Raw genomic sequence first — 18,448 nt, forward strand, 5'->3', positions numbered from 1 at the left:
CGACTTTCACGAATGATCTGTCAGCAGATCTCCGACAATCAGTCCATTTGCGGCTGCCTGGGCAAGTGAACGGGTAAAACCTGCCCCATCGCCGATGGCATAGATGCCAGGTGCCTTTTCCAGTTCGAAGTTCCTGCAGGCCGGGCGGGCGCTGTAGTACTTGCACTCCACGCCGTAAAGCAGGGTATCATAATTTGCCGTTCCCGGTGAAACCTGGTCGAGGGCATGGAGCGTCTCCACGATATTATCCAGCTGACGCTTCGGCATGCAGAGAGAAAGATCTCCTGGAACTGCGTTCAGCGTCGGGTGCACGGAGCTGTTGGCCAGCCGGGCTGCGGTCGTGCGCTTGCCGGACTCCAGATCTCCGAGCCGCTGAACGAGCACATAGCCTCCGCTGATCTTATTTGCAAGGGCAGCGATATCTCTGGCATATTCGACCGGCTGATCGAAAGGCTCCGTGAAATGCGTACTGCTTAATAGAGCAAAGTTGCTGTTATCAGAACGCTTGGCAGGATCCTTGTAGCTGTGGCCGTTGACGGTCAGAACGCCATCGCTGTTTTCCGTAACTACCCAGCCGCGTTCATTGAAGCAGAACATGCGGGTCGTATCTCCGTAATGACCTGCTTTGTAATAGATCTTCGGTTCATAGATCCGGCTGGAGAATCTCTCCCAGATCTCATAGGGAAGCTCCACCCGCACCCCGATATCCACCTGATTGTTGTACATCGCAATNCCGTTCTTCCGGCACCAGTCTTCGAACATCCTGTTGCCGATGCGGCCGACCGCAAAGATGATCTTCTCTCCGGTCACCTGCTTTTCAGAGCCCTGCGAAACATAGGTGACGCAATGGGTTTCGCGATTGACGTCTGTGACCTCGGCAAGGGTCTTTATGGTGACCCGGGTTTCCAGATCATGGATCAGATTCAGCATCGTTCCGTAGTTGGCATCCGTACCGAGATGCTTCACTTCCGCCTGCTGCATATGCAGATCATGCTGGAGACATAACGTCTTCAGCTCATTATCTGGCATATAGCGCTCATTATCTGCACCGAACTTCTGCAGCACCTGGTCTGCCTGCTCAATGTAGTCCAGGACTTTCCTATGGTCCATGAAGTCCGGCAGCCAGCCTCCGTATTCCGTGGTGATATTGTACTTTCCATCAGAAAAGGCCCCTGCTCCTGCCATGCCTTCCATGATTGCACATGGAACGCACTTCACGCAGCGTTCCGTTTTTCCGGCAACGATCGGGCACTGCCTTTCTTCAAGCTTTCTGCCCTTTTCCAGAATCATCACCTTCATGGACGGATCTTTCTCCATCAGCCGATAGGCCAGCATCAGGCCGCCGATCCCGCCTCCGATAATCACTGCATCATAGTTTTCCATCACGATACTCCTTCCAGCGCATGAAATTCCTGTTCCGTAATCGGAATCACCGATCCGTGCCGCACATCCTCTTCCGGAAGCGATAGCTGCTCCGTATCTGACCAGTCAATTTCCGAGTCATAGGAAAGATCCCGGAACCTTCCGGCAAGGAAGGTATGATCGCTGTACTGATCTACGAGAATATGATACTCTCCGGTCTGCAGATCCTGGAAGACCGCAGGTCCCTCCACCGGTCTTTCATGGATCAGATACTTCCAGTCCAGCACCTTCAGAAACCCTTCTTCCAGAGATCCGGAATAGCCAGGATAGATGGTCAGTGCTCCCGGCCGCTCATCTTTGTAGATCATCCAGTAAGCTCCATTCATCGGAAATATTGTCAGATCGATTACCGGATATCCCGTATCCAGCAGCACTTTCGGATAGGAGAACGTATGCAGATCCCTGCTGGTCACCCGATAGATTTTCCCCATGTCATCATGCGGATCGCTGTAATACACATAATAAAGATCTGCTTCATTGTCATAAATCACTTCCGGTGCCCAGGCTCGTTTTCCGTCCGTCCCGATGCCATCATCCATGACTGATACAAGCACAAGCTCCGGCTGGCTGAATGTGATCAGATCCTTGCTGAAAAACAGATAAATCGAAGGATTGTCCGCACCCTCAGTTGCTGCAAGCACGAAGTTTCCGTCTTTGGTTCTGGCAAGATCGGGATCCCTGACTCTGCCGCTGCCGAGGTCCGTGTCAATGGTGACACCGCGTACTTTGTTCCAGGAAAGGCCATCTCTGCTCAAGGCGAGAGATCCCTTCTCGCTGCCGAGATTGCCATTGAAATAGCTCATCACATATCCGTATGCCTCGTCCAGGAGAACAGCCGAATATGTCCTGCTCATTGAAAGATCTTCTCTGGTCAGCTTTGCTTCAAATACCACATTCTCTTTTTCCTGGTCCGAGGTCTTGACCAGCTCAGACCCGGAGAATTCCGCATGCCCGGAAACCATGGAATAGGAGATGGTGCTGCCATTCTTTTCCTGTTTGGGAAGAACGGTCTTCGAGAACAGCACGCCTTCGATATCCGCATCCAGCGAAGCGGCATCCTGTTCCAGCAGAGTTCTGGGATCATTGCCATCCACATGGATCTGAAAGATTTTCTCTGCCTGGCTCTGCTCCGTGCGGATGGACGCATGTACCACCGCATCTCCGCCGGTTTCTGTATCCTTGCGGATCCCTCTGTCATCCAGGACATCATTCTCTTCCACCTTCCAGGTGAGAGGATATCCTTCGATCTCTGTATCCACGAACCAGAGATCCCGTTCCAGATGTGCTGCATCAGGAATCGAGATCGTATCAAGCAGCACAGAAGCATAAGCAGATTCATATTCCTGCCTGATCACTTCTGCAGAAACTGCCTTCGGACGGATTCTCAGATCGGAGAGCTTTCCCTCCATGGGTTCAAGCCCCTGATCATTTTTCCCGAACGAGAGAACTGCATCAGACAGAGAACCATGAAACGTTCCGGAAGCAGCTTCCTCGCCATTCAGAAAAATCGCTGTTTTCTTCCCCTTCACGACATACGCCAGATAATTCCAGCGATCTGTGGAAACCGTGATTCCGCCATCTGCGACAATCCAGTTTCCATCAGAATCAGATAACGTCAGACCGGAGAAGGTCTCGCTGCTGAAGCCGCTTCCGGTCAGCGTGATCGTCTCTTCGCCATTTGAAAGAGACCAGATGCAGGTGTCCGGATAGTTGTTTTCCGGACGGATCCAGAATGAAATCGTATAGGATCTCTCACCGGCAATCTCTGCCTCATAAGTCTCTGCGCAGATCGTATCATAGGACCATAATCCATCCGTTTCTTCGTCTGCGGACAGCAGCGTCTCAGAAGCAGAGGGGGCACAGGAAAAGCAGCCGAGAATCAAAGCTGCCAGAAGGACTGACCGGAACTTCATCTGCCTTCCTTCTTCTGCCGTCTTCTGCGGGCAAGGACCCCCTTGAGACGAACATAGAGATTGCGGAAACTGCGGTACAGCAGCCAGTAGACCGCCGTGGTGATCACGGCAATCAGGAAGCCGAGAATGACGATATTCAGAATCAGGCGGACCACCGTGATGGAGCCTGCCGCAAAGAAGCGATTCCAGATGACAAAGCCGAATGCACCGATCAGGCCTGCAACCGCCAGACGGTTGAGAACCATGAAGTAATAGTCCTTTACGGAACGATGGAACACATTCCGATAAACGAGGCCTGGATTATACGTGAAATCAATTCCCCAGTATGCAATCGTCGTTGCCATGACCACGCCAAGCAAGCCTAGCTTCTGAACCAGGAGGATGGAAAGCACGATCTTCACGATGGCAAGCAGGTAGGCATTGTTGCGCGCATTCACGTAAAGGCCGTTGGCATCTCTGGCAATGATGACCGGCTGACGCATCGTGACATAGAAGATATTCAGTCCGAACAGGAAGCAGATCGGAATCGAGGCATTATAAAGCGGATCGCCCATCCATACCGGAACAAACTGCGGCATCACGATGAAGATGACGGTGGCAACCACCGTGGAAATATAAGTTGAAAAATTGAAGAACTCGGTAAAGACCGGGTAGCTGTCAGCCTGTTTTTCCGCAAAGAGGTTGCCGAAACTGTTCATCGGCGACTGCACCATGGACTGCGTGATCTTGCCGATATTGTCGGTCAGATAGCTGTAAATGCCGTAGACAGAAGACATCGTATAGCCCATGAAGCCGGAGACGACGATATTGTCGGTCTGCGTCGTTGCAAGTTCGGAAAGGCGCTGCACAACCGCATAGCCAGCCTTCTTCCGGAAGGAGGAATCATCTGTCTGCTGAGGCTTTTCTTTCAGCCATGGATATTCTTTCAGGGCGATATGACGGGCAAGCGTATTGGAGCCGAGAATATTGAAGGCTTCGATGATGAGCATCCAGAGGAATGGCTGCTTCAGAAGAATGGCAATGACCATTGCCAGCATTCTCAGAATTGCAATGCTCTGAATCCAGATATTGATCTTGTATTCTTTCTGATCGGCCATGATGACAAAGTTCGGGCCCATCAGGAAATAGCTGATGCCATATGGCAGTGCCATGAGCAGGAACGTTCCCGCCGTAACCCAATAGCTGAAAGGCGACTCGCTGAAATCCGGAAACAGCAATGAAACCGCAATCGATGCAGCGATCACGACACAGCCGGTGATGCGGAATACCTTCACGGCGCCATGATAGATTTCTTTTACGCGTTCATGATCGCCATCGGCAAGCGGATGATACAGAAGCTGGCGGAACGCAAGGGAATAAGCCAGCTCACAGATATTCAGAAAGGTAATGAACTGCGCGATGGTGAGCTGAAGACCATTGACATCGCTGCCATAGAGGTCTTTGAAAAGGCGGACCTTGATGAATCCTACTAAAGGCAGGATAATGGCCGCTAAAGTGCTTACCAGGAAGTTGTAGAAGGAATATCTTGTACGGGACGTAACGTGCTCTCCTATTTTCTCTTGATGATCGGATCGAAGATCCATCTCGTGGCGCAGGAATACCAGCGTAAGAAGATCTGGTTCTTCCGGCTCAGATTCTTCAGGTAATGATTCTGCTTCCAGTTCGGATAGCAGCTGTTCATGACAGATTCGCTTTCTTCATAGTATTCTGCTTCGCGATCCGAGCGGATGAAGCGGAACATGCCATAAAGCCGCAGATGCTCGGCATGCAGGTATTCGAGTTCGTCATGATACTTCTGATCGATTCCAAGCGTCTCAAAGTGATCGCGCATCGAAGATAGCACGGTGAAGATCTGCGCCAGGCGCGGATCGCTCGTGCTGGCCATGATAGACCCTTCCCGCTGGCGGTAATGAATCATCGCGCCGGAAAGATATCCGATCTTCTCTGCCGATGCCAGCAGTCTCGTCGTGACCGGGATGTCTTCATACCAGGTGCGCAGCGGAAAGCGCATCATCGGATCTTCCGTGAACAGCTCGGAACGGTAGACCTTGTTCCAGGCAAACAGCGGAGAAAGCAGTGCTTTCTTCTGAATCGTATCCGCTTTCCAGCTGCTGAGCCCTTTCATGACAAACCGTTTTCCCGGGTCTTTATACCAGTACTCGATATCTGCCAGGCAGATATCGCATTCCTCGCGGTCCATCAGCTCAATGGCTTTCTCATAGTATTCCGGTTCAACCCAGTCATCGCTGTCCAGAAAGGTCAGATATTCGCTGCGTACGAACGGAATCGCAAAATTGCGTGCGTCAGACAATCCCCCATTGTCTTTATGGCACAGATGGAACATGCCCGGATCCCGGTCTACATAGCGCTGAGCAATCTCGCCGCTGCGGTCAGTGCTGCCGTCATTGACCAAAATGACCTGCAGGTTTTCAGCGGTCTGGGCAGCGAGGCTGTCCAGGCATTGAGGCAGGTACTGTTCCACGTTGTAGATGGGTACGATGACGGTCAGCTTCATGTGTTCTCCAGCCTGAAAAAGACAGTTTTCATTATAGCACAGTGCTTCATTCGCTCCGCAGGGCATCAATCGGATTCAGCTGGCTTGCCTTTCTGGCTGGTGCCCAGCCGAACAGAATGCCTACTGCAAGCGAGAAGAAGAAGCCTAAGGCAATCGCTCCGGGATTCAGAATGAACTTGGTATGGATCAGCTGGCAGGCAATGTAAGACAGCAGTTCTCCGACGGCAATGCCGATCACGCCTCCGGTTACGGAAAGGATGATCGATTCCAGCAGAAACTGCAGCTGGATCACGCCTGGTTCTGCTCCCAATGCTTTACGAAGACCGATTTCTTTCGTGCGTTCCGTGACGGTCACAAGCATCATGTTCATGATGCCGATTCCGCCGACCAGAAGAGCAATGCTGGCAATGCCGCCAAGCATTGTGGTCATCATCGAGACCATCGTATTCATCGTGCTGAGCAGGCTTTCCATATTGAAGATATAGAACGCATTCTTGTTCTGATTGAAGGTATTGTTCAATAGCTGCTTGATGCTGTCTTCGGTCTCGTCCATTCTGCTCGTATCGCTGACATAGAGATCGACACTGGTGATGGCATTGGTGCCATTCATCGTCAGAGCATTGCGGTAAGGAATATAGATCGTTCCGGCATCATTGTTGCTGATGGTCATCGTGCCCATCAGATTATCCGAAGATCCGCATAAGCCGACAATCTGATACAGCACGCCGGTGATCCGGATGTTCTGTCCGACGGGATTCTGCCCTGGAAAGAAGGTCTTTGCACAGGTGCTGTCAATGACGCAGACCTTGACATCGTTCTGCATGTCAGAGACGAGCAGCGGACGTCCGGAGGTTACCAGTCCTTCGTTATGAAGGAAATACTGCTCATTCCTGCCCTGCACGCTGACTTTGTCAGAAACCTTTCCGCCCGAAGCAACTTCTGAAACCACACTGACGGAAGGAGAAATGCTGGCAATATTGTCGATTGCAGAAAGCTCAGCCAGGTCATTCTCGGTAAGGCCAGGTTTCAGAACCGTTCCGGGCACGGAAACTTCCAGCATGCCCGCCCCCATGGAAGAAAACCTTCCGATCATATAGGACGTCACAGCAGATACCGTAGTGACCAGGGCAATGACCGCAGCGACACCGATGATGATGCCGAGCATCGTCAGGAACGACCGCATCCTGTTGTTCCTGATATTGGCAAAGGACATGCGGATGCTGCGGCGGATCATGCTTGATTTACGCATCTTCCACTCCTCCTTCACTCAGCTCGCCATCGAGGATTCTCACGATTCTCTTTGCATGAGAGGCAATATGGGCATCATGGGTGATCATGATGATGGTTCTGCCTTCTCCATTCAGCTCCCGGAATATCTCCATGACCTGTTCTCCGGTTTTCTGGTCCAGGGCACCGGTCGGCTCATCTGCCAATAAAATCGTGGGGTTGTTGGCAATTGCTCTGGCAATGGCGACACGCTGCTGCTGGCCGCCGGAAAGCTGATTAGGGTAATGGTCCATCTTGTCTTCCAGTCCGACCCGCTTCAGCATCTTTTCCGCCCGCTGCCTGCATTCCTTTTCAGAAGCCCCGGCATAGACGAGCGGGAGCTCTACATTCTCTAGTGCCGTTTCTCTCTGAAGCAGATAGAAGGACTGGAAAATGAATCCGATCTCCCGGGAACGGATTCTGGCCAGTTCTTTTTCGTTCATCGCAGCAATATGCCGGTTATTCAGATAATAATCCCCGCTGGTCGGAGTATCGAGACACCCGATGATATTCATGAGAGTGCTCTTGCCGGAACCGGAAGGCCCCAGCACAGCCAGGAATTCCCCTTTTCTTACTTCCAGGTCGATTCCTTTCAGCACGACTGAGGTTTCCTCGCCCATCTGGTATTCCTTCGTGATCCCATGCATGCTCAGAATCACTTCCTGATCGGGCTGAATAAACGGTGCAAGCTTCAGCTCTGCTTCACTCATCTGAACTATCTCCGCCGGAAACTGTCATATCTGCCATCGGATCGGATACAGTCGGATTATAACGGACTGTATCTCCTTCAGATAGGCCGTCGGTGATTTCGACATAATTCCCGTCAGAAACTCCGATTGTCACTGCCTTCTCTTGTCCGTTTTCATCCAGTACATAAGCAGTATTGTCAGAATGATAGCTGACTGCATCTGCCGGCAGAGAAAGGACCTGCTTCTCATCCGCATTGGTCAGCCGCACTTCTGTGCTCATCCCGGACTTCACATCCGCATCCGCCGTGAATTCCACCGTCGCACCGAAATAAGATACCCCGCTCTGCACGGCTGCTTTCTCATCAATGGAAGAGATGGTACCAGGATAGGACTTGCCGATGGAATCAATGTAGATCGTCACCGCGCTGCCTTCAGATACATTCTTGACCGAATATTCGTCCACACGGATGGAAACCTCCATATGGCTGAGGTTGGAGACGACTGCGGCCGGAGTTCCCATCGTGCAGGCATCTCCTTCCTTCACCGTAAGCTGAGTAATTGTTCCATCCATCGGAGCAGTCAGCGTATAGTCGCTGAGCGCTTCTTTCTGATGATTAATCTGCAGATCACTGACCGTCGTATCTGCGGCGGTCGCTGCTCTTTGTACGGACGATTCGAGATTGCCGAGCTGCTGCTGAACCGAGGAAGCGACAGAATCGTATCCGATTCTAGCCTGTTCCCAGGCAGCGTAAGCTTGATCTCTGGCTTTTTCTGCGGCATCAACTGCGGCAGTGGACTGAGCTGCTGAGTATGCAGCATCTGCGGAATCCAGAGCAGTCTGAAGAGCAGTCATCTGCTGAACGATCAGCTGATAGGCATTATCTGCCGGAACGTAATACTGAGACTTATAATCTGAAGCTGCTTGTTCGGCAGATTTCTCTGCGGCTTCTGCCGTATCATAAGCTGCCTTTGCAGCAGGCTTAGAAGCTTCGTCTGCACTCTGAAGAGCAGTATTTGCATTTGCAAGATTCAGTTCTGCCTGGTCAAGAGTAGCCTGCAGCACCGCCAGCTGGGCAGCCGCATTGTTATAATTCGTGATTGCCGTCTGATTGGCCGGATCATTCATGAATGCATCATAAGCTGCCTGAGCAGCATCTTTCTGGGCAGAAGCTGAAGAAATTGCCTGATTTCTGGCGGAAACAGCAGAATTGTATGCATTCTCTGCATCCTTCCATGGGCCATAGGTCTGATCCTTCAGGGCCTGGGCCTGCTGAAGGGAGCTGTTCAGACCGTTATTCAGATCACTCTGATAATTGTTGTATGCAGTGATCGCATCCTTGATGGACTGATTGTTTGCTTTCTCCGTCTGAGCAGCAGTTGCTTCAGCAACCTGAAGACTGTACTCGGCTTCAGACGCATCCAGAATCGCGATCGTCTGCCCTTTCACGACAGAGTCACCGTTTTTTACGAGGACCTGCGAGACAGTGCCGGATACCTTCGGGACAACTGACCGCTCCGTGACAGGTTCTACGGTGCCGATGAAGCTGTTATAGGTTGTAATATCCCTGCGGGTTACTGTCGCGGTGGAATATCCTGGTGAAGCAGACGAAGAACCGGAAGCAAGTTTCAGAAGGACTGCCGCTGCAATTACCGCGATCATGATTCCCTTATGGTGTTTCTGCCAGAATTTCTTCATGTTATCCTCCTGCTCAAGCCTGCTTCTTATGACGGAAAATCAGAAGCTTGCTGAAGACGTAGTTCAGAACAACGACAATGACATTCGATGCGAACTTGATGACCACATCGTTCATGCCCATGCGGTCCACGCATACATACATGATCAATAGATCCAGTCCTCCGGTTGCCAGACGTGCCGCAAAGAATGAAACAAGCTCCTTCAGAATCTCATTCTTCGTGCTTGCTTCGCTGTGGAAGACATAGCTCCGATTGGTGAGATATGCAGTCAGAACCGAGAGGACCCAGGCAATGATCGTGCTTGGAACCGTACCGATGCCAAGCGGATGTGCACATACCCAATAGGAAACGATATTGATAATCGTGGTCAGTACTCCGAATACGAGATACCAGAATACGTCTTTGTATTTTTCGTAGAGTTTCTTCATCTTCTTTTTCCTCAGCCTAGCAGTGAGTATACGATAATCCCGCCGATAATCAAAGCAAGAGAGGCAATCTTGCGGGGACTGATCCGTTCATGGAAAATCTTCACGCCGAACCAGGTTACATAGACATAGCTGGTCGTTTCAAGAACTGCGCCCAGAGAAAGCGGTATCCCGCGGTAAGCAAGAATAGACAGAAAAGTTGAAATCACGAAGATGACATAAGCAGTGATCACCTGGGGATTCAGATATTCCCTGATCCGGCTGCTGTAGGTCTTCATCGCTGATTTCTTCAGAAGAACCTGGGAGATCGCACTGATGAAGGTTCCCAGCAGAAGAAACATCGCGTAGTGAAGTGTGCTATTCATCTGCTTTCTCCTGATCTGCATAGGAATACAGAACAATGCCTGCTACGATCATCGCTAATCCTGTCAGCTTCCCGGCGGTCATCTGCTCTTTGAAGAACAGCATTCCCCAGATAAACCCCCAGACGACTGAGGCTGCCTTGTTTGCATATGCAGAGGTAAGCGGAATCCGCTTGATGATCTGCTGCCAGCCGATGGCATAGATGCCAAGCAAGGCAATCATTCCCGCATAGCACAGACAGAAACGCAGACTCAGAAAAGGCTCTCCTGCAGCGAGCTTGGACAGCACACTGCTGATCGAATAGAGAGCCAGCAGCAGATGAAGAAACAGATAGACCTTAGCGCGTTTCATGAAGTTTCCTGTCCAGATTCTTCAGATCTTCAATGACATAAAGAGGACGATCTTTTACTTCATTGAAGATATTGCCGATATAGATTCCCGCAATCCCGGTCGTTGCGAGCATGAGTCCCCCCATCAGGAAAACAGCGATCAGAAGACTCGCCCAGCCTTCTGGAGAAGAACCGTTTGCAAAATGGAGAATGACTGTGTAGATAATTGCAAGGACCGAAAAAACGGCAAAGATCATCCCGAGATACACGGCAATCCAGAGTGGTTTATTGGACTGGGCAGTGATGGTCTCAATTGCCAGCTTCAGCTTTTTGTGAAACGTATACGAAGACTTTCCTGCTGCCCGTTCGTCTGCCTCGACGTTGATGACTGCGGTACGGAAGCCAAGCCAGCGGAGAAACATGATATAATCCCGGTTCTTTTCGCGCATCCTGCAGAACTGGTCTACAATGCGGCGGCTGGCAATGCTGAAATTGCCAACTGCAGGATCATAGTTGTCATCGGAGAACCGATTATAGACACGATAGAACAGATGTGACCAGAACATGGTCCAGCGGCTGTCAATCCGGTCGATGCGGCGGACAAAGACCACATCGTAACCTTCCCTGGCTTTCTGATATAATTCCGTGATTCCTTCCGGACGATCCTGCAGGTCGCAATCCATCACAACCACGTAATCTCCGCTGCTATAGTCTACTCCGGCAGTGATTGCCCGTTCCTGTCCGAAGTTTCTGGAAAAGTGAATTCCTTTTACTCTCTGGTCTTCTTCACAGAGCTTCTGAATCTCTTCCCAGCTGTTCTCAGGATCGCTGTCCTCAACGAAAATAATCTCGTAGTCGGAAACAAGTTCTCTGCAGACGGCAGTCAGCCTCCGATAAAGATCCCCAAGAGCTTCCCGGCATCCATATTCCGGAATCACAATGGAAAGATCCATATCAGCGCTCCTCAAAGAAACCTGAGACAGCCTGGATCACCTGCTGCTGATCTGCGGCGGAAAGATGATAATACATCGGCAGGCGGGTCAGCCGCTCGCTTTCTTTCGTAGTATAGAGATCCTCTCCGCTGAATCTTCCGAACTTGTATCCGGCTGGAGCAGAATGAAGCGGAATATAGTGGAATACCGACTGAACCCCATGTGTCTTCAGATAGGAAATGAACCTGGTTCTTTCGTCAAGGTCCTTCAGCTTCACATAGAACATATGGGCATTATGAGTGCATCCTTCCGGAATATGAGGAAGCTCCATCAATCCTTTTTCCTGAAGCGGCTGAAAGGCATCCCAGTATCCCTTCCAGGAATGAAGACGGTCTTCATTGATTTCATCTGCTTTCAATAGCTGCGGATAGAGATATGCCGCATTCAGTTCGCTTGGCAGATAGCTGTCACCGAAATCTACCCAGGTATACTTATCAACCTGACCGCGGTAGAACTTCGACCGATTTGTCCCCTTCTCTCTCAGAATTTCCGCACGTTCGTTATACTCCGGATGATTGATGACAATCGCTCCGCCTTCTCCCATGGAATAGTTCTTGGTTTCGTGGAATGAATAGCATCCGAAATCTCCGATCGTACCAAGGGCTTTGCCTTTATAGGAAGACATGACACCCTGAGCGGCATCCTCCACCACAAGCAGATGATGGCGGCGCGCTATTTCCATGATGGCATCCATCTCGCATGCAACCCCTGCATAATGAACTGCCACAATCACTTTCGTATGATCTGTGATCGCTGCTTCAATCTTCGTTTCGTCGATATTCATCGTGTCAGGACGGATATCCACAAAGACAAGCTTCGCCCCGCAGAGTACCGCGGAGGTTGCCGTGCTTGAAAAAGTGAAGCTCGGCAGAATGACTTCATCTCCCGGTTTCAGACCGCACAGCAGCATTGCCATATCCAGAGCAGAAGTTCCGCTGGTAGTAAGCATTACTTTCTGCGCATGAAACCGCTGCTCCATCCATTCATTGCATTTTTTCGTAAATGGACCGTCACCGCAGATCTTATGCGAATTGATCGCTTCCGTGACATATTCTGATTCATCGCCTGTACAAGGCGGCACATTGAAACTAATCATCTGTTCCCTCGGATTCGTGTTCTATCTTATCACATTCCTGTTTTCTGCCCGGAAACAAAGGAAATCTTAAGAATTATCCTTGCTGAAGAATCAGGCTTTCTGCTGGTTTTCTTCTGCCTGCGGATGATTCTTCCGAAATTCTTCCATCATCCGTTTCTTGATGCCGGCGTATGCACGCTCGGAATGCTTCTCATTCATCAGAGCATAATCACGAAGCTTCTCGATGATCTTCGTCTTGCTGAAGCGTTCATAATACGGACGGATCTTCGCCTCATAAGGCGTCAGTTTCTTCAGATAGGTCTGCAGGTAGTCAAGGGTTTCATCATACTGGTCTGCAGTGCAGTTCAGGCGATTCATCTGATACAGCATGAATTTGAAGCTTTCAAACATCCGGTAATAGAAGATATCCGGATGATGCTTAGCCCGTTCTGCTTCATTCAGAATGGACTTGAAGACACGGATCTGACCATTCATGGCAGAAAAGCTGACATCTGTCATCGAATTGCCTTTGCGGTTGATCAGGTAGTTAGCTAATGGCTTCTCCGTATAGATCACCTTCTCCGCATTGAGCAGAGACAGGTAGAACAGCATATTATCCGTATAGCCGACATGTTCCGGGAATACGATATCCTTAGCAAGAGACGTACGGTAAAGCTTGGCATGCGGACTCGGATTCACGAAGAACAGGTCATTGAAGTTCTCCTGGTCACAGTTATAAACCGTATTGGACTTCAGATGGACGAAGTCCCGGTTGTAGCTGCAGTCATATTCCTTGATGGTGCTGTCTTCATATGTGACCATCTTGGCTCCGATCGTGATATCCGCATCCCCTACTGCAGCTAAGCTGAGCAGTGTTTCCATCGCTTCCGGCTCCAGCGTGTCATCCGGATCGCAGACGAGGAAATACGGAGTTCTGGTTTCTTTGATTGCGACCTGAAGCACGGATCCGTAGCCTCCGTTCTCTTTCCGGATTCCTTTGATCTTCTCAGGATATTTTCTGCAGTATTCTTTAATGATGTCATCGCAATGATCCGGAGAGCCGTCATTGACAGCATAGACGATGAAATCATCCGAGGTCTGGTTCAGAAGCGAATCAAAGCATTTGCGGAGGTATTTCTCGACATTGTAGATCGGAACGATAACTGTTGCTTTTGCCATAGATTAACCTTCTTTCTTATGCCGCAGTGCATTCAGTTTCAGATACATGCGGAGCCGATTTTCTCTCAGGTAAATCCAGTCGCTGCGGTTCTTTGCGATCGGATACCTGCATTTCGGGTATTCCGGCCAGTTGGTCTTCAGAAACCAGAAACAGACCTGGATATATTTGCTGACAAGCGCAGTATCCGTGCAGGTCCTGGTCTTGCGCAGGCATTCGGTGATGTTGACCCCTGCCAGATATTTCAGCTCTTCATAATACTTCTCATATACCCCGCGGGCTTTATAGTCATCCAGCGTGATCTTGATCATGTCCAGGACATGATAAGCCTTCCAGCTGAACTCAGAAGTGATGTTGCCGGGACGGTCCACGAGATAATCATAGAGCGGAGCATTGATGAAGGCGATCTTCTTCGCCCGTAACAGCAGACGGTAAGTTGTTCCGAGATCTTCGTAGTAGCATCCCCATGGATAGATGATGTGATTATCCCGGAACAAAGAGAGACGATACATCTTGCCCCAGGCGCAGTTCTTGATTTTCGTAATCAGTTCCGGATGATCAGAAAGCGAATAAATCTCTGTATCGGAATAAGGATTGGAAATGACTTCCTTTTCTCCGGTTGCCATATGGTACTGATAGTAGTCAAACAGCACCATATCAGCATCCGTTTCATGGAACTTCTTCATGCAGGTTTCCAGAAGTTCCGGCTCGACGAAATCGTCGCTGTCGATGAAATCGATATAAGTTCCTGAAGCTTTTTCCATGCCTGCATTGCGGGCATCGGAGAGGCCTCCGTTCGGTTTGTCAATCACTCTGATCCTGGTGTCTTTTTCAGCATAAGATCTGCAGATGGAAAGACTGCGGTCGGTACTGCCATCATTGACTAGAATCAGCTCAAAGTCCTTCCAGGTCTGATTCAGTACAGAATCAATGCACTTCGGAAGGTAGGATTCAACGTTATAGACTGGGATGATGACGCTGATTTCAGGCATCTGCCTTTCTCCTGTTCATTTTGGAAAGCACCCGGCGGCATAATTCTTCTTTCGAGAAGTAAAGGACGCAGAAGTAGATGACCATGCCGGTCAGAACCTGAAGCAGGGTTCCGGCAATGGTTCTCGGAAGGAAGCTGTTCATGGCATAGACCACCGCAAACATCAGCAGTGCCCCGGCGATATAGATGACATAGCTTCTGTTCCGCAAGCCCAGGTGCACTTTCTTGCGGATCATGAGCAGCTGAATGAACATGACTGAGAATTCCGCAATGAGGCTGCCGATGATGGCGCCATAGGCACCATATCTCGGAATCATGATGAAGTTGAAGCAGAAGTTCACGATCGAGCCGGCAACCACGGACTTCGTATACTGCGAATACATGCCGGTCGGAACCATGTACTGTGTGCCGGTGACATTCGACATCGAGATGAAGATGATGATCGGGCATCCGAGCATGACCAGATCGGCAACGATCGGCCATTGCGGAATGTACCAGCTGATGAAGTTCGGGGCAATTGCCATCATGCCGAAGCACATTGGAAACGCCAGCATGCAGGCAATCTTCATGGTCACGGAGATCAGATGCTGAGCTTTGTCTGCCCCGTCAGAATCATTGTAATAGACATTCGTGACTCTTGGAAGGACGACTGAGCCGATGCTGGTGATCAGGGTCAGAAACATCTTCACGATGTTCATGGCTGTAGTGTAATAGGCAACATGATCCAGATTTCTGTACATCGCCCCGAGCATCGTCGTATCCAGCATCGTATAAACGGAGATTGCGATGGTCGGCACAAAAAGCTGAAAGGTCGCCTTGAAGTGATGCCGGTAGGCATCCTTGATGGATATTTTCTCAAAGGTGATGTACTGGTGCAGCTGGGCAAACATGATGCCCTGGCCGACGAGTTCTGCCCCCACGTTGATCAGGATATAGATCCAGAGATCGTCCGGAGTTTTGCAGAGCGTCATGATCAGGAAGACGCCGAGGCATTTGACGATGATGTTGCGGATGCTGGCTTTCTTGAAGTCTTCAACCCCATAGAAGAACCAGGTGATGTCCAGCATCGAGGCAATCATCGTAAGGCCGGTCAGCTCATAGTAGAACTTATTCTCCGTGATGAAGAAATGGATGAACAGATAGAACGCTGCCATGGCCACGATCATGTCCAGCAGCTGCATATAGAAGATCTCAAAGAACGTCCGGTTGAGTTCTTCCTTGTTGTTCCGGACTTTGGCGACCTGCCGGTTTCCGTAGGTATTGATGCCGAGGATGCCGAACAGGATGAACCAGTTCATGATCGAGCCGGCGTACTGATAGATGCTGAGCATCGATTCGCCGATATGGACAGCCGTATATGGCACCAGAATCATCGGAAGAATGATCTTGACGATCTGGTACAGGGCATTGTAGAGGTAGTTTCTGATCAGTTTTCTATCCATGCAGTCTTCTTTCTTCAATGACTGTTATTATACTCGTTCACGCGATCGGGGCAAAAGGATGCATGTCCTCATCCTTCTGCCAGCAGTTTTCTGGATAGTTCCAGAGCTGCATCGACGGCAGCGTCCATATCATAATACCGGTATTCAGCCAGTCTGCCGAGCAGATGCAGGTTCGGAATTCCCTGGATCAGGTTCACATAGTCCTGATAGCGCTGCTTCGATGCTTCGGTGAAGACCGGATAATACGGTACATTGCCCTTCTTCCCATGGCGGTCATAAGCATAGGGGTATTCGATGGCAATCGTGGTCTTGCCGACTGGCGGATGCAGCATCATCTTCTTGTATTCTGAAATTCTGGTGTAAGGATGCTGTTCTGCCGGGGTCGGGTAATTCACGGTGGTAACCGGCTGATAGTCTCCGTCTTTCGTTTCGACATCAAATTCCAGACTCCGGTAGGAAAGCTCGCCGAGCCGGCAGTCCAGAAGCTCATCGACCAGGCCGGTATAGACCACAGTTCCCTGATATTCCAGACCGTCTAAGAAGACCTTCTTTGTTTCCGGATCCACCTTCAGACGGGCAGAAGAATCCGTGCTGAGTTCAAGATGAATGCCCGGATGATTCAGCATGCGCTGGAACATGGCCGTATAGCCCTTCTTCGGCATCTGCTGATACTGATTGCGGAAATACCGGTCATCATAAGAGACGAGCACCGGCACTCTGCCGGTAACGGCAGGATCGATTTCTTCTGCCGTATATCCCCATTGCTTCATCGTATAGTACTTGAAGACATGCTCGAAGATATAATCTGCCAGCTCCTGGATCTCCGGATCCTCGTTCTTTCTCAGTTCGAGGATCGGCACTTTATGATCCATGCCATAAGCATCGATGAGAACCTGCTTCAGATGATCTGCTTTCTCCTTCGGAAACAGCATCTCGATGGAAGTCAGATTGAATGGAATCGGAACGAGCTTTCCTTCGATATAGCCGAGCACCCGGTGCTCATACGGAAACCAGTCCGTAAACCGGGACAGAAAGTCTGCTGCCTGCTTCGAGTCAGTATGGAAGATATGAGGCCCGTACTGATGGCGCAGAACCTGGTTCTCATCCAGATAGTCATACGCATTGCCGCCGATATGGTCCCGCTTCTCGAGAACCAGGACCTGTTTTCCATAATCTGCCAGGCATCTTGCGGTCACTGCTCCGCAATACCCTGCTCCGACAATCACTGCATCATAAATCATAATCCTAACTCCACTCTGATCCGTTCATTTTCCATGGCAATGCCTTCCTGCATGGAGACAGAAGGCTGATAGCCAGTCAGCCTTTCAAGCTTTGAGACATCCAGCACGATGGCTTTGACGACCGGCACATCGCTGCTCTTCGGAACTATATTGATCGCATGGCCCGTCGTCTCTTCTACAAGGTGAATCACTTCATTGAGGCTCGTGCCGATGCCGGAACCGACATTGATGATCTCCCTGCTGATCTCTTTCTGAATCAGCAGTCTGATGGCCTGGGCAAGGTCGGTGATATAGAAGTAATCACGGATGGAATCCCCGTCGATCCACATCTCAAACGGATCATTCTGATACGCCTTCCGGATCAGAATCGGAATCACCCCCTGGCGCTTGCCGCTGATCTGGTAGCCGCCATACGGATTTGAAAGACGCAGAATCAGATAATCCAGATCGGATTCCTGGATCACTTCTTCTTCCCGGGTCTTGCTGCGGGAATACAGCGTCATCGGATGCAGAATGCTTTCTTCTGAGATCGGCTTCAGGCTGTTGCCATAGACCGTTCCTCCCGAAGAGAAGAACAGGAAACGCTTTGCTCCGCCCCTCTTCAGCGTTCTGAGCAGTCTCCGGTAATTTCCGGCAATGCCATCCAGGGCCATCTCCTCATTCTCGCTGACCGCATTATTAGCGACCAGTCCGATCGCATCAATAATGACTGCATCACGAAAATCAAGGGCTTCCATCTCATCCGGATTGAATGCATCGACTTCCGTGAAATCAAGCACCTTTGAAACATAAGGACTGTCAATGCCCCAGATTTCTGTCGGAAATGTCTCCTTCAGCAGTGCATACAGGTTGTATCCGAGATATCCGCAACCGAGAATAATCACTCTCTGTTTCTGTTCTGTTTCCATCTGTT

The 18,448-nt window shown here is 50.3% G+C and carries 17 protein-coding genes; all 17 read right to left on the minus strand.

Annotated elements, in window-relative coordinates; translation table 11 throughout:
- Positions 1-6: 6 nt before the first annotated feature.
- Complete coding sequence (locus FYJ51_RS04285) at positions 7-1,383, minus strand: NAD(P)/FAD-dependent oxidoreductase (protein WP_154503629.1); 1,377 nt, start codon at positions 1,381-1,383, stop codon at positions 7-9.
- Positions 1,383-3,335: a LamG-like jellyroll fold domain-containing protein gene (locus FYJ51_RS04290; RefSeq protein WP_154503632.1), complete on the minus strand. Its 1,953-nt coding sequence runs from the start codon at positions 3,333-3,335 to the stop codon at positions 1,383-1,385. The genes FYJ51_RS04285 and FYJ51_RS04290 overlap by 1 nt, the downstream gene beginning before the upstream one ends.
- Positions 3,332-4,918, minus strand: a complete 1,587-nt coding sequence (locus FYJ51_RS04295; protein WP_154503635.1) for a polysaccharide biosynthesis protein — start codon at positions 4,916-4,918, stop codon at positions 3,332-3,334. Before FYJ51_RS04295 ends, FYJ51_RS04290 begins: the two co-directional genes overlap by 4 nt.
- Positions 4,885-5,850, minus strand: coding sequence for a glycosyltransferase family 2 protein (locus tag FYJ51_RS04300; protein ID WP_205946178.1), 966 nt, complete (start codon positions 5,848-5,850; stop codon positions 4,885-4,887). The genes FYJ51_RS04295 and FYJ51_RS04300 overlap by 34 nt, the downstream gene beginning before the upstream one ends.
- 46 nt (positions 5,851-5,896) lie before the next feature.
- Positions 5,897-7,099 carry an ABC transporter permease gene (locus FYJ51_RS04305; RefSeq protein ID WP_154503641.1) on the minus strand — a complete coding sequence of 401 codons (1,203 nt, stop codon included), beginning with the start codon at positions 7,097-7,099 and terminating at the stop codon, positions 5,897-5,899.
- Positions 7,092-7,826: an ABC transporter ATP-binding protein gene (locus FYJ51_RS04310; protein ID WP_154503644.1), complete on the minus strand. Its 735-nt coding sequence runs from the start codon at positions 7,824-7,826 to the stop codon at positions 7,092-7,094. The genes FYJ51_RS04305 and FYJ51_RS04310 overlap by 8 nt, the downstream gene beginning before the upstream one ends.
- Positions 7,819-9,501, minus strand: coding sequence for an efflux RND transporter periplasmic adaptor subunit (locus FYJ51_RS04315; protein ID WP_154503647.1), 1,683 nt, complete (start codon positions 9,499-9,501; stop codon positions 7,819-7,821). The genes FYJ51_RS04310 and FYJ51_RS04315 overlap by 8 nt, the downstream gene beginning before the upstream one ends.
- A gap of 13 nt (positions 9,502-9,514) precedes the next feature.
- On the minus strand, positions 9,515-9,928 hold the full coding sequence (locus FYJ51_RS04320; RefSeq protein WP_205946179.1) for a GtrA family protein: 414 nt from the start codon (positions 9,926-9,928) through the stop codon (positions 9,515-9,517).
- Positions 9,929-9,939: 11 nt separating this feature from the next.
- Entirely contained in the window at positions 9,940-10,290 is a 351-nt protein-coding gene (locus FYJ51_RS04325) for a DMT family transporter (protein ID WP_154503653.1), read from the minus strand.
- Positions 10,283-10,639 carry a DMT family transporter gene (locus tag FYJ51_RS04330; RefSeq protein WP_154503656.1) on the minus strand — a complete coding sequence of 119 codons (357 nt, stop codon included), beginning with the start codon at positions 10,637-10,639 and terminating at the stop codon, positions 10,283-10,285. Before FYJ51_RS04330 ends, FYJ51_RS04325 begins: the two co-directional genes overlap by 8 nt.
- A complete protein-coding gene (locus FYJ51_RS04335; RefSeq protein WP_154503659.1) occupies positions 10,626-11,570 on the minus strand; it encodes a glycosyltransferase family 2 protein in 945 nt (314 codons plus the stop codon). The genes FYJ51_RS04330 and FYJ51_RS04335 overlap by 14 nt, the downstream gene beginning before the upstream one ends.
- 1 nt (position 11,571) lies before the next feature.
- Positions 11,572-12,705, minus strand: a complete 1,134-nt coding sequence (gene rffA, locus FYJ51_RS04340; protein ID WP_154503662.1) for a dTDP-4-amino-4,6-dideoxygalactose transaminase — start codon at positions 12,703-12,705, stop codon at positions 11,572-11,574.
- Between the two features lie 90 nt (positions 12,706-12,795).
- The gene (locus tag FYJ51_RS04345) at positions 12,796-13,863 is read right to left on the minus strand and encodes a glycosyltransferase family 2 protein (protein WP_154503665.1); all 1,068 of its coding nucleotides are present in this window, start codon (positions 13,861-13,863) and stop codon (positions 12,796-12,798) included.
- 3 nt (positions 13,864-13,866) lie between these two features.
- Complete coding sequence (locus FYJ51_RS04350; RefSeq protein WP_154503668.1) at positions 13,867-14,853, minus strand: glycosyltransferase family 2 protein; 987 nt, start codon at positions 14,851-14,853, stop codon at positions 13,867-13,869.
- Complete coding sequence (locus FYJ51_RS04355) at positions 14,846-16,294, minus strand: flippase (RefSeq protein WP_154503671.1); 1,449 nt, start codon at positions 16,292-16,294, stop codon at positions 14,846-14,848. Before FYJ51_RS04355 ends, FYJ51_RS04350 begins: the two co-directional genes overlap by 8 nt.
- 68 nt (positions 16,295-16,362) lie before the next feature.
- The gene (glf, locus tag FYJ51_RS04360; protein ID WP_154503674.1) at positions 16,363-17,535 is read right to left on the minus strand and encodes a UDP-galactopyranose mutase; all 1,173 of its coding nucleotides are present in this window, start codon (positions 17,533-17,535) and stop codon (positions 16,363-16,365) included.
- Entirely contained in the window at positions 17,532-18,443 is a 912-nt protein-coding gene (locus tag FYJ51_RS04365) for an NAD-dependent epimerase/dehydratase family protein (protein ID WP_205946180.1), read from the minus strand. The genes glf and FYJ51_RS04365 overlap by 4 nt, the downstream gene beginning before the upstream one ends.
- Positions 18,444-18,448: the final 5 nt, after the last annotated feature.

The sequence above is a fragment of the Stecheria intestinalis genome, from assembly GCF_009696165.1.
GTDB lineage: Bacteria > Bacillota_I > Bacilli_A > Erysipelotrichales > Erysipelotrichaceae > Bulleidia > Bulleidia intestinalis.

Excerpts from the sequence above, each read along its gene's own strand:
- FYJ51_RS04290 (WP_154503632.1), bottom strand. The coding sequence starts at position 3,335 with ATGAAGTTCCGGTCAGTCCTTCTGGCAGCTTTGATTCTCGGCTGCTTT.
- FYJ51_RS04295 (WP_154503635.1), bottom strand. The coding sequence starts at position 4,918 with ATGGATCTTCGATCCGATCATCAAGAGAAAATAGGAGAGCACGTTACG.
- FYJ51_RS04300 (WP_205946178.1), bottom strand. The coding sequence starts at position 5,850 with ATGAAGCTGACCGTCATCGTACCCATCTACAACGTGGAACAGTACCTG.
- FYJ51_RS04305 (WP_154503641.1), bottom strand. The coding sequence starts at position 7,099 with ATGCGTAAATCAAGCATGATCCGCCGCAGCATCCGCATGTCCTTTGCC.
- FYJ51_RS04310 (WP_154503644.1), bottom strand. The coding sequence starts at position 7,826 with ATGAGTGAAGCAGAGCTGAAGCTTGCACCGTTTATTCAGCCCGATCAG.
- FYJ51_RS04315 (WP_154503647.1), bottom strand. The coding sequence starts at position 9,501 with ATGAAGAAATTCTGGCAGAAACACCATAAGGGAATCATGATCGCGGTA.
- FYJ51_RS04320 (WP_205946179.1), bottom strand. The coding sequence starts at position 9,928 with ATGAAGAAACTCTACGAAAAATACAAAGACGTATTCTGGTATCTCGTA.
- FYJ51_RS04325 (WP_154503653.1), bottom strand. The coding sequence starts at position 10,290 with ATGAATAGCACACTTCACTACGCGATGTTTCTTCTGCTGGGAACCTTC.
- FYJ51_RS04330 (WP_154503656.1), bottom strand. The coding sequence starts at position 10,639 with ATGAAACGCGCTAAGGTCTATCTGTTTCTTCATCTGCTGCTGGCTCTC.
- FYJ51_RS04335 (WP_154503659.1), bottom strand. The coding sequence starts at position 11,570 with ATGGATCTTTCCATTGTGATTCCGGAATATGGATGCCGGGAAGCTCTT.
- rffA (WP_154503662.1), bottom strand. The coding sequence starts at position 12,705 with ATGATTAGTTTCAATGTGCCGCCTTGTACAGGCGATGAATCAGAATAT.
- FYJ51_RS04345 (WP_154503665.1), bottom strand. The coding sequence starts at position 13,863 with ATGGCAAAAGCAACAGTTATCGTTCCGATCTACAATGTCGAGAAATAC.
- FYJ51_RS04350 (WP_154503668.1), bottom strand. The coding sequence starts at position 14,853 with ATGCCTGAAATCAGCGTCATCATCCCAGTCTATAACGTTGAATCCTAC.
- FYJ51_RS04355 (WP_154503671.1), bottom strand. The coding sequence starts at position 16,294 with ATGGATAGAAAACTGATCAGAAACTACCTCTACAATGCCCTGTACCAG.
- glf (WP_154503674.1), bottom strand. The coding sequence starts at position 17,535 with ATGATTTATGATGCAGTGATTGTCGGAGCAGGGTATTGCGGAGCAGTG.
- FYJ51_RS04365 (WP_205946180.1), bottom strand. The coding sequence starts at position 18,443 with ATGGAAACAGAACAGAAACAGAGAGTGATTATTCTCGGTTGCGGATAT.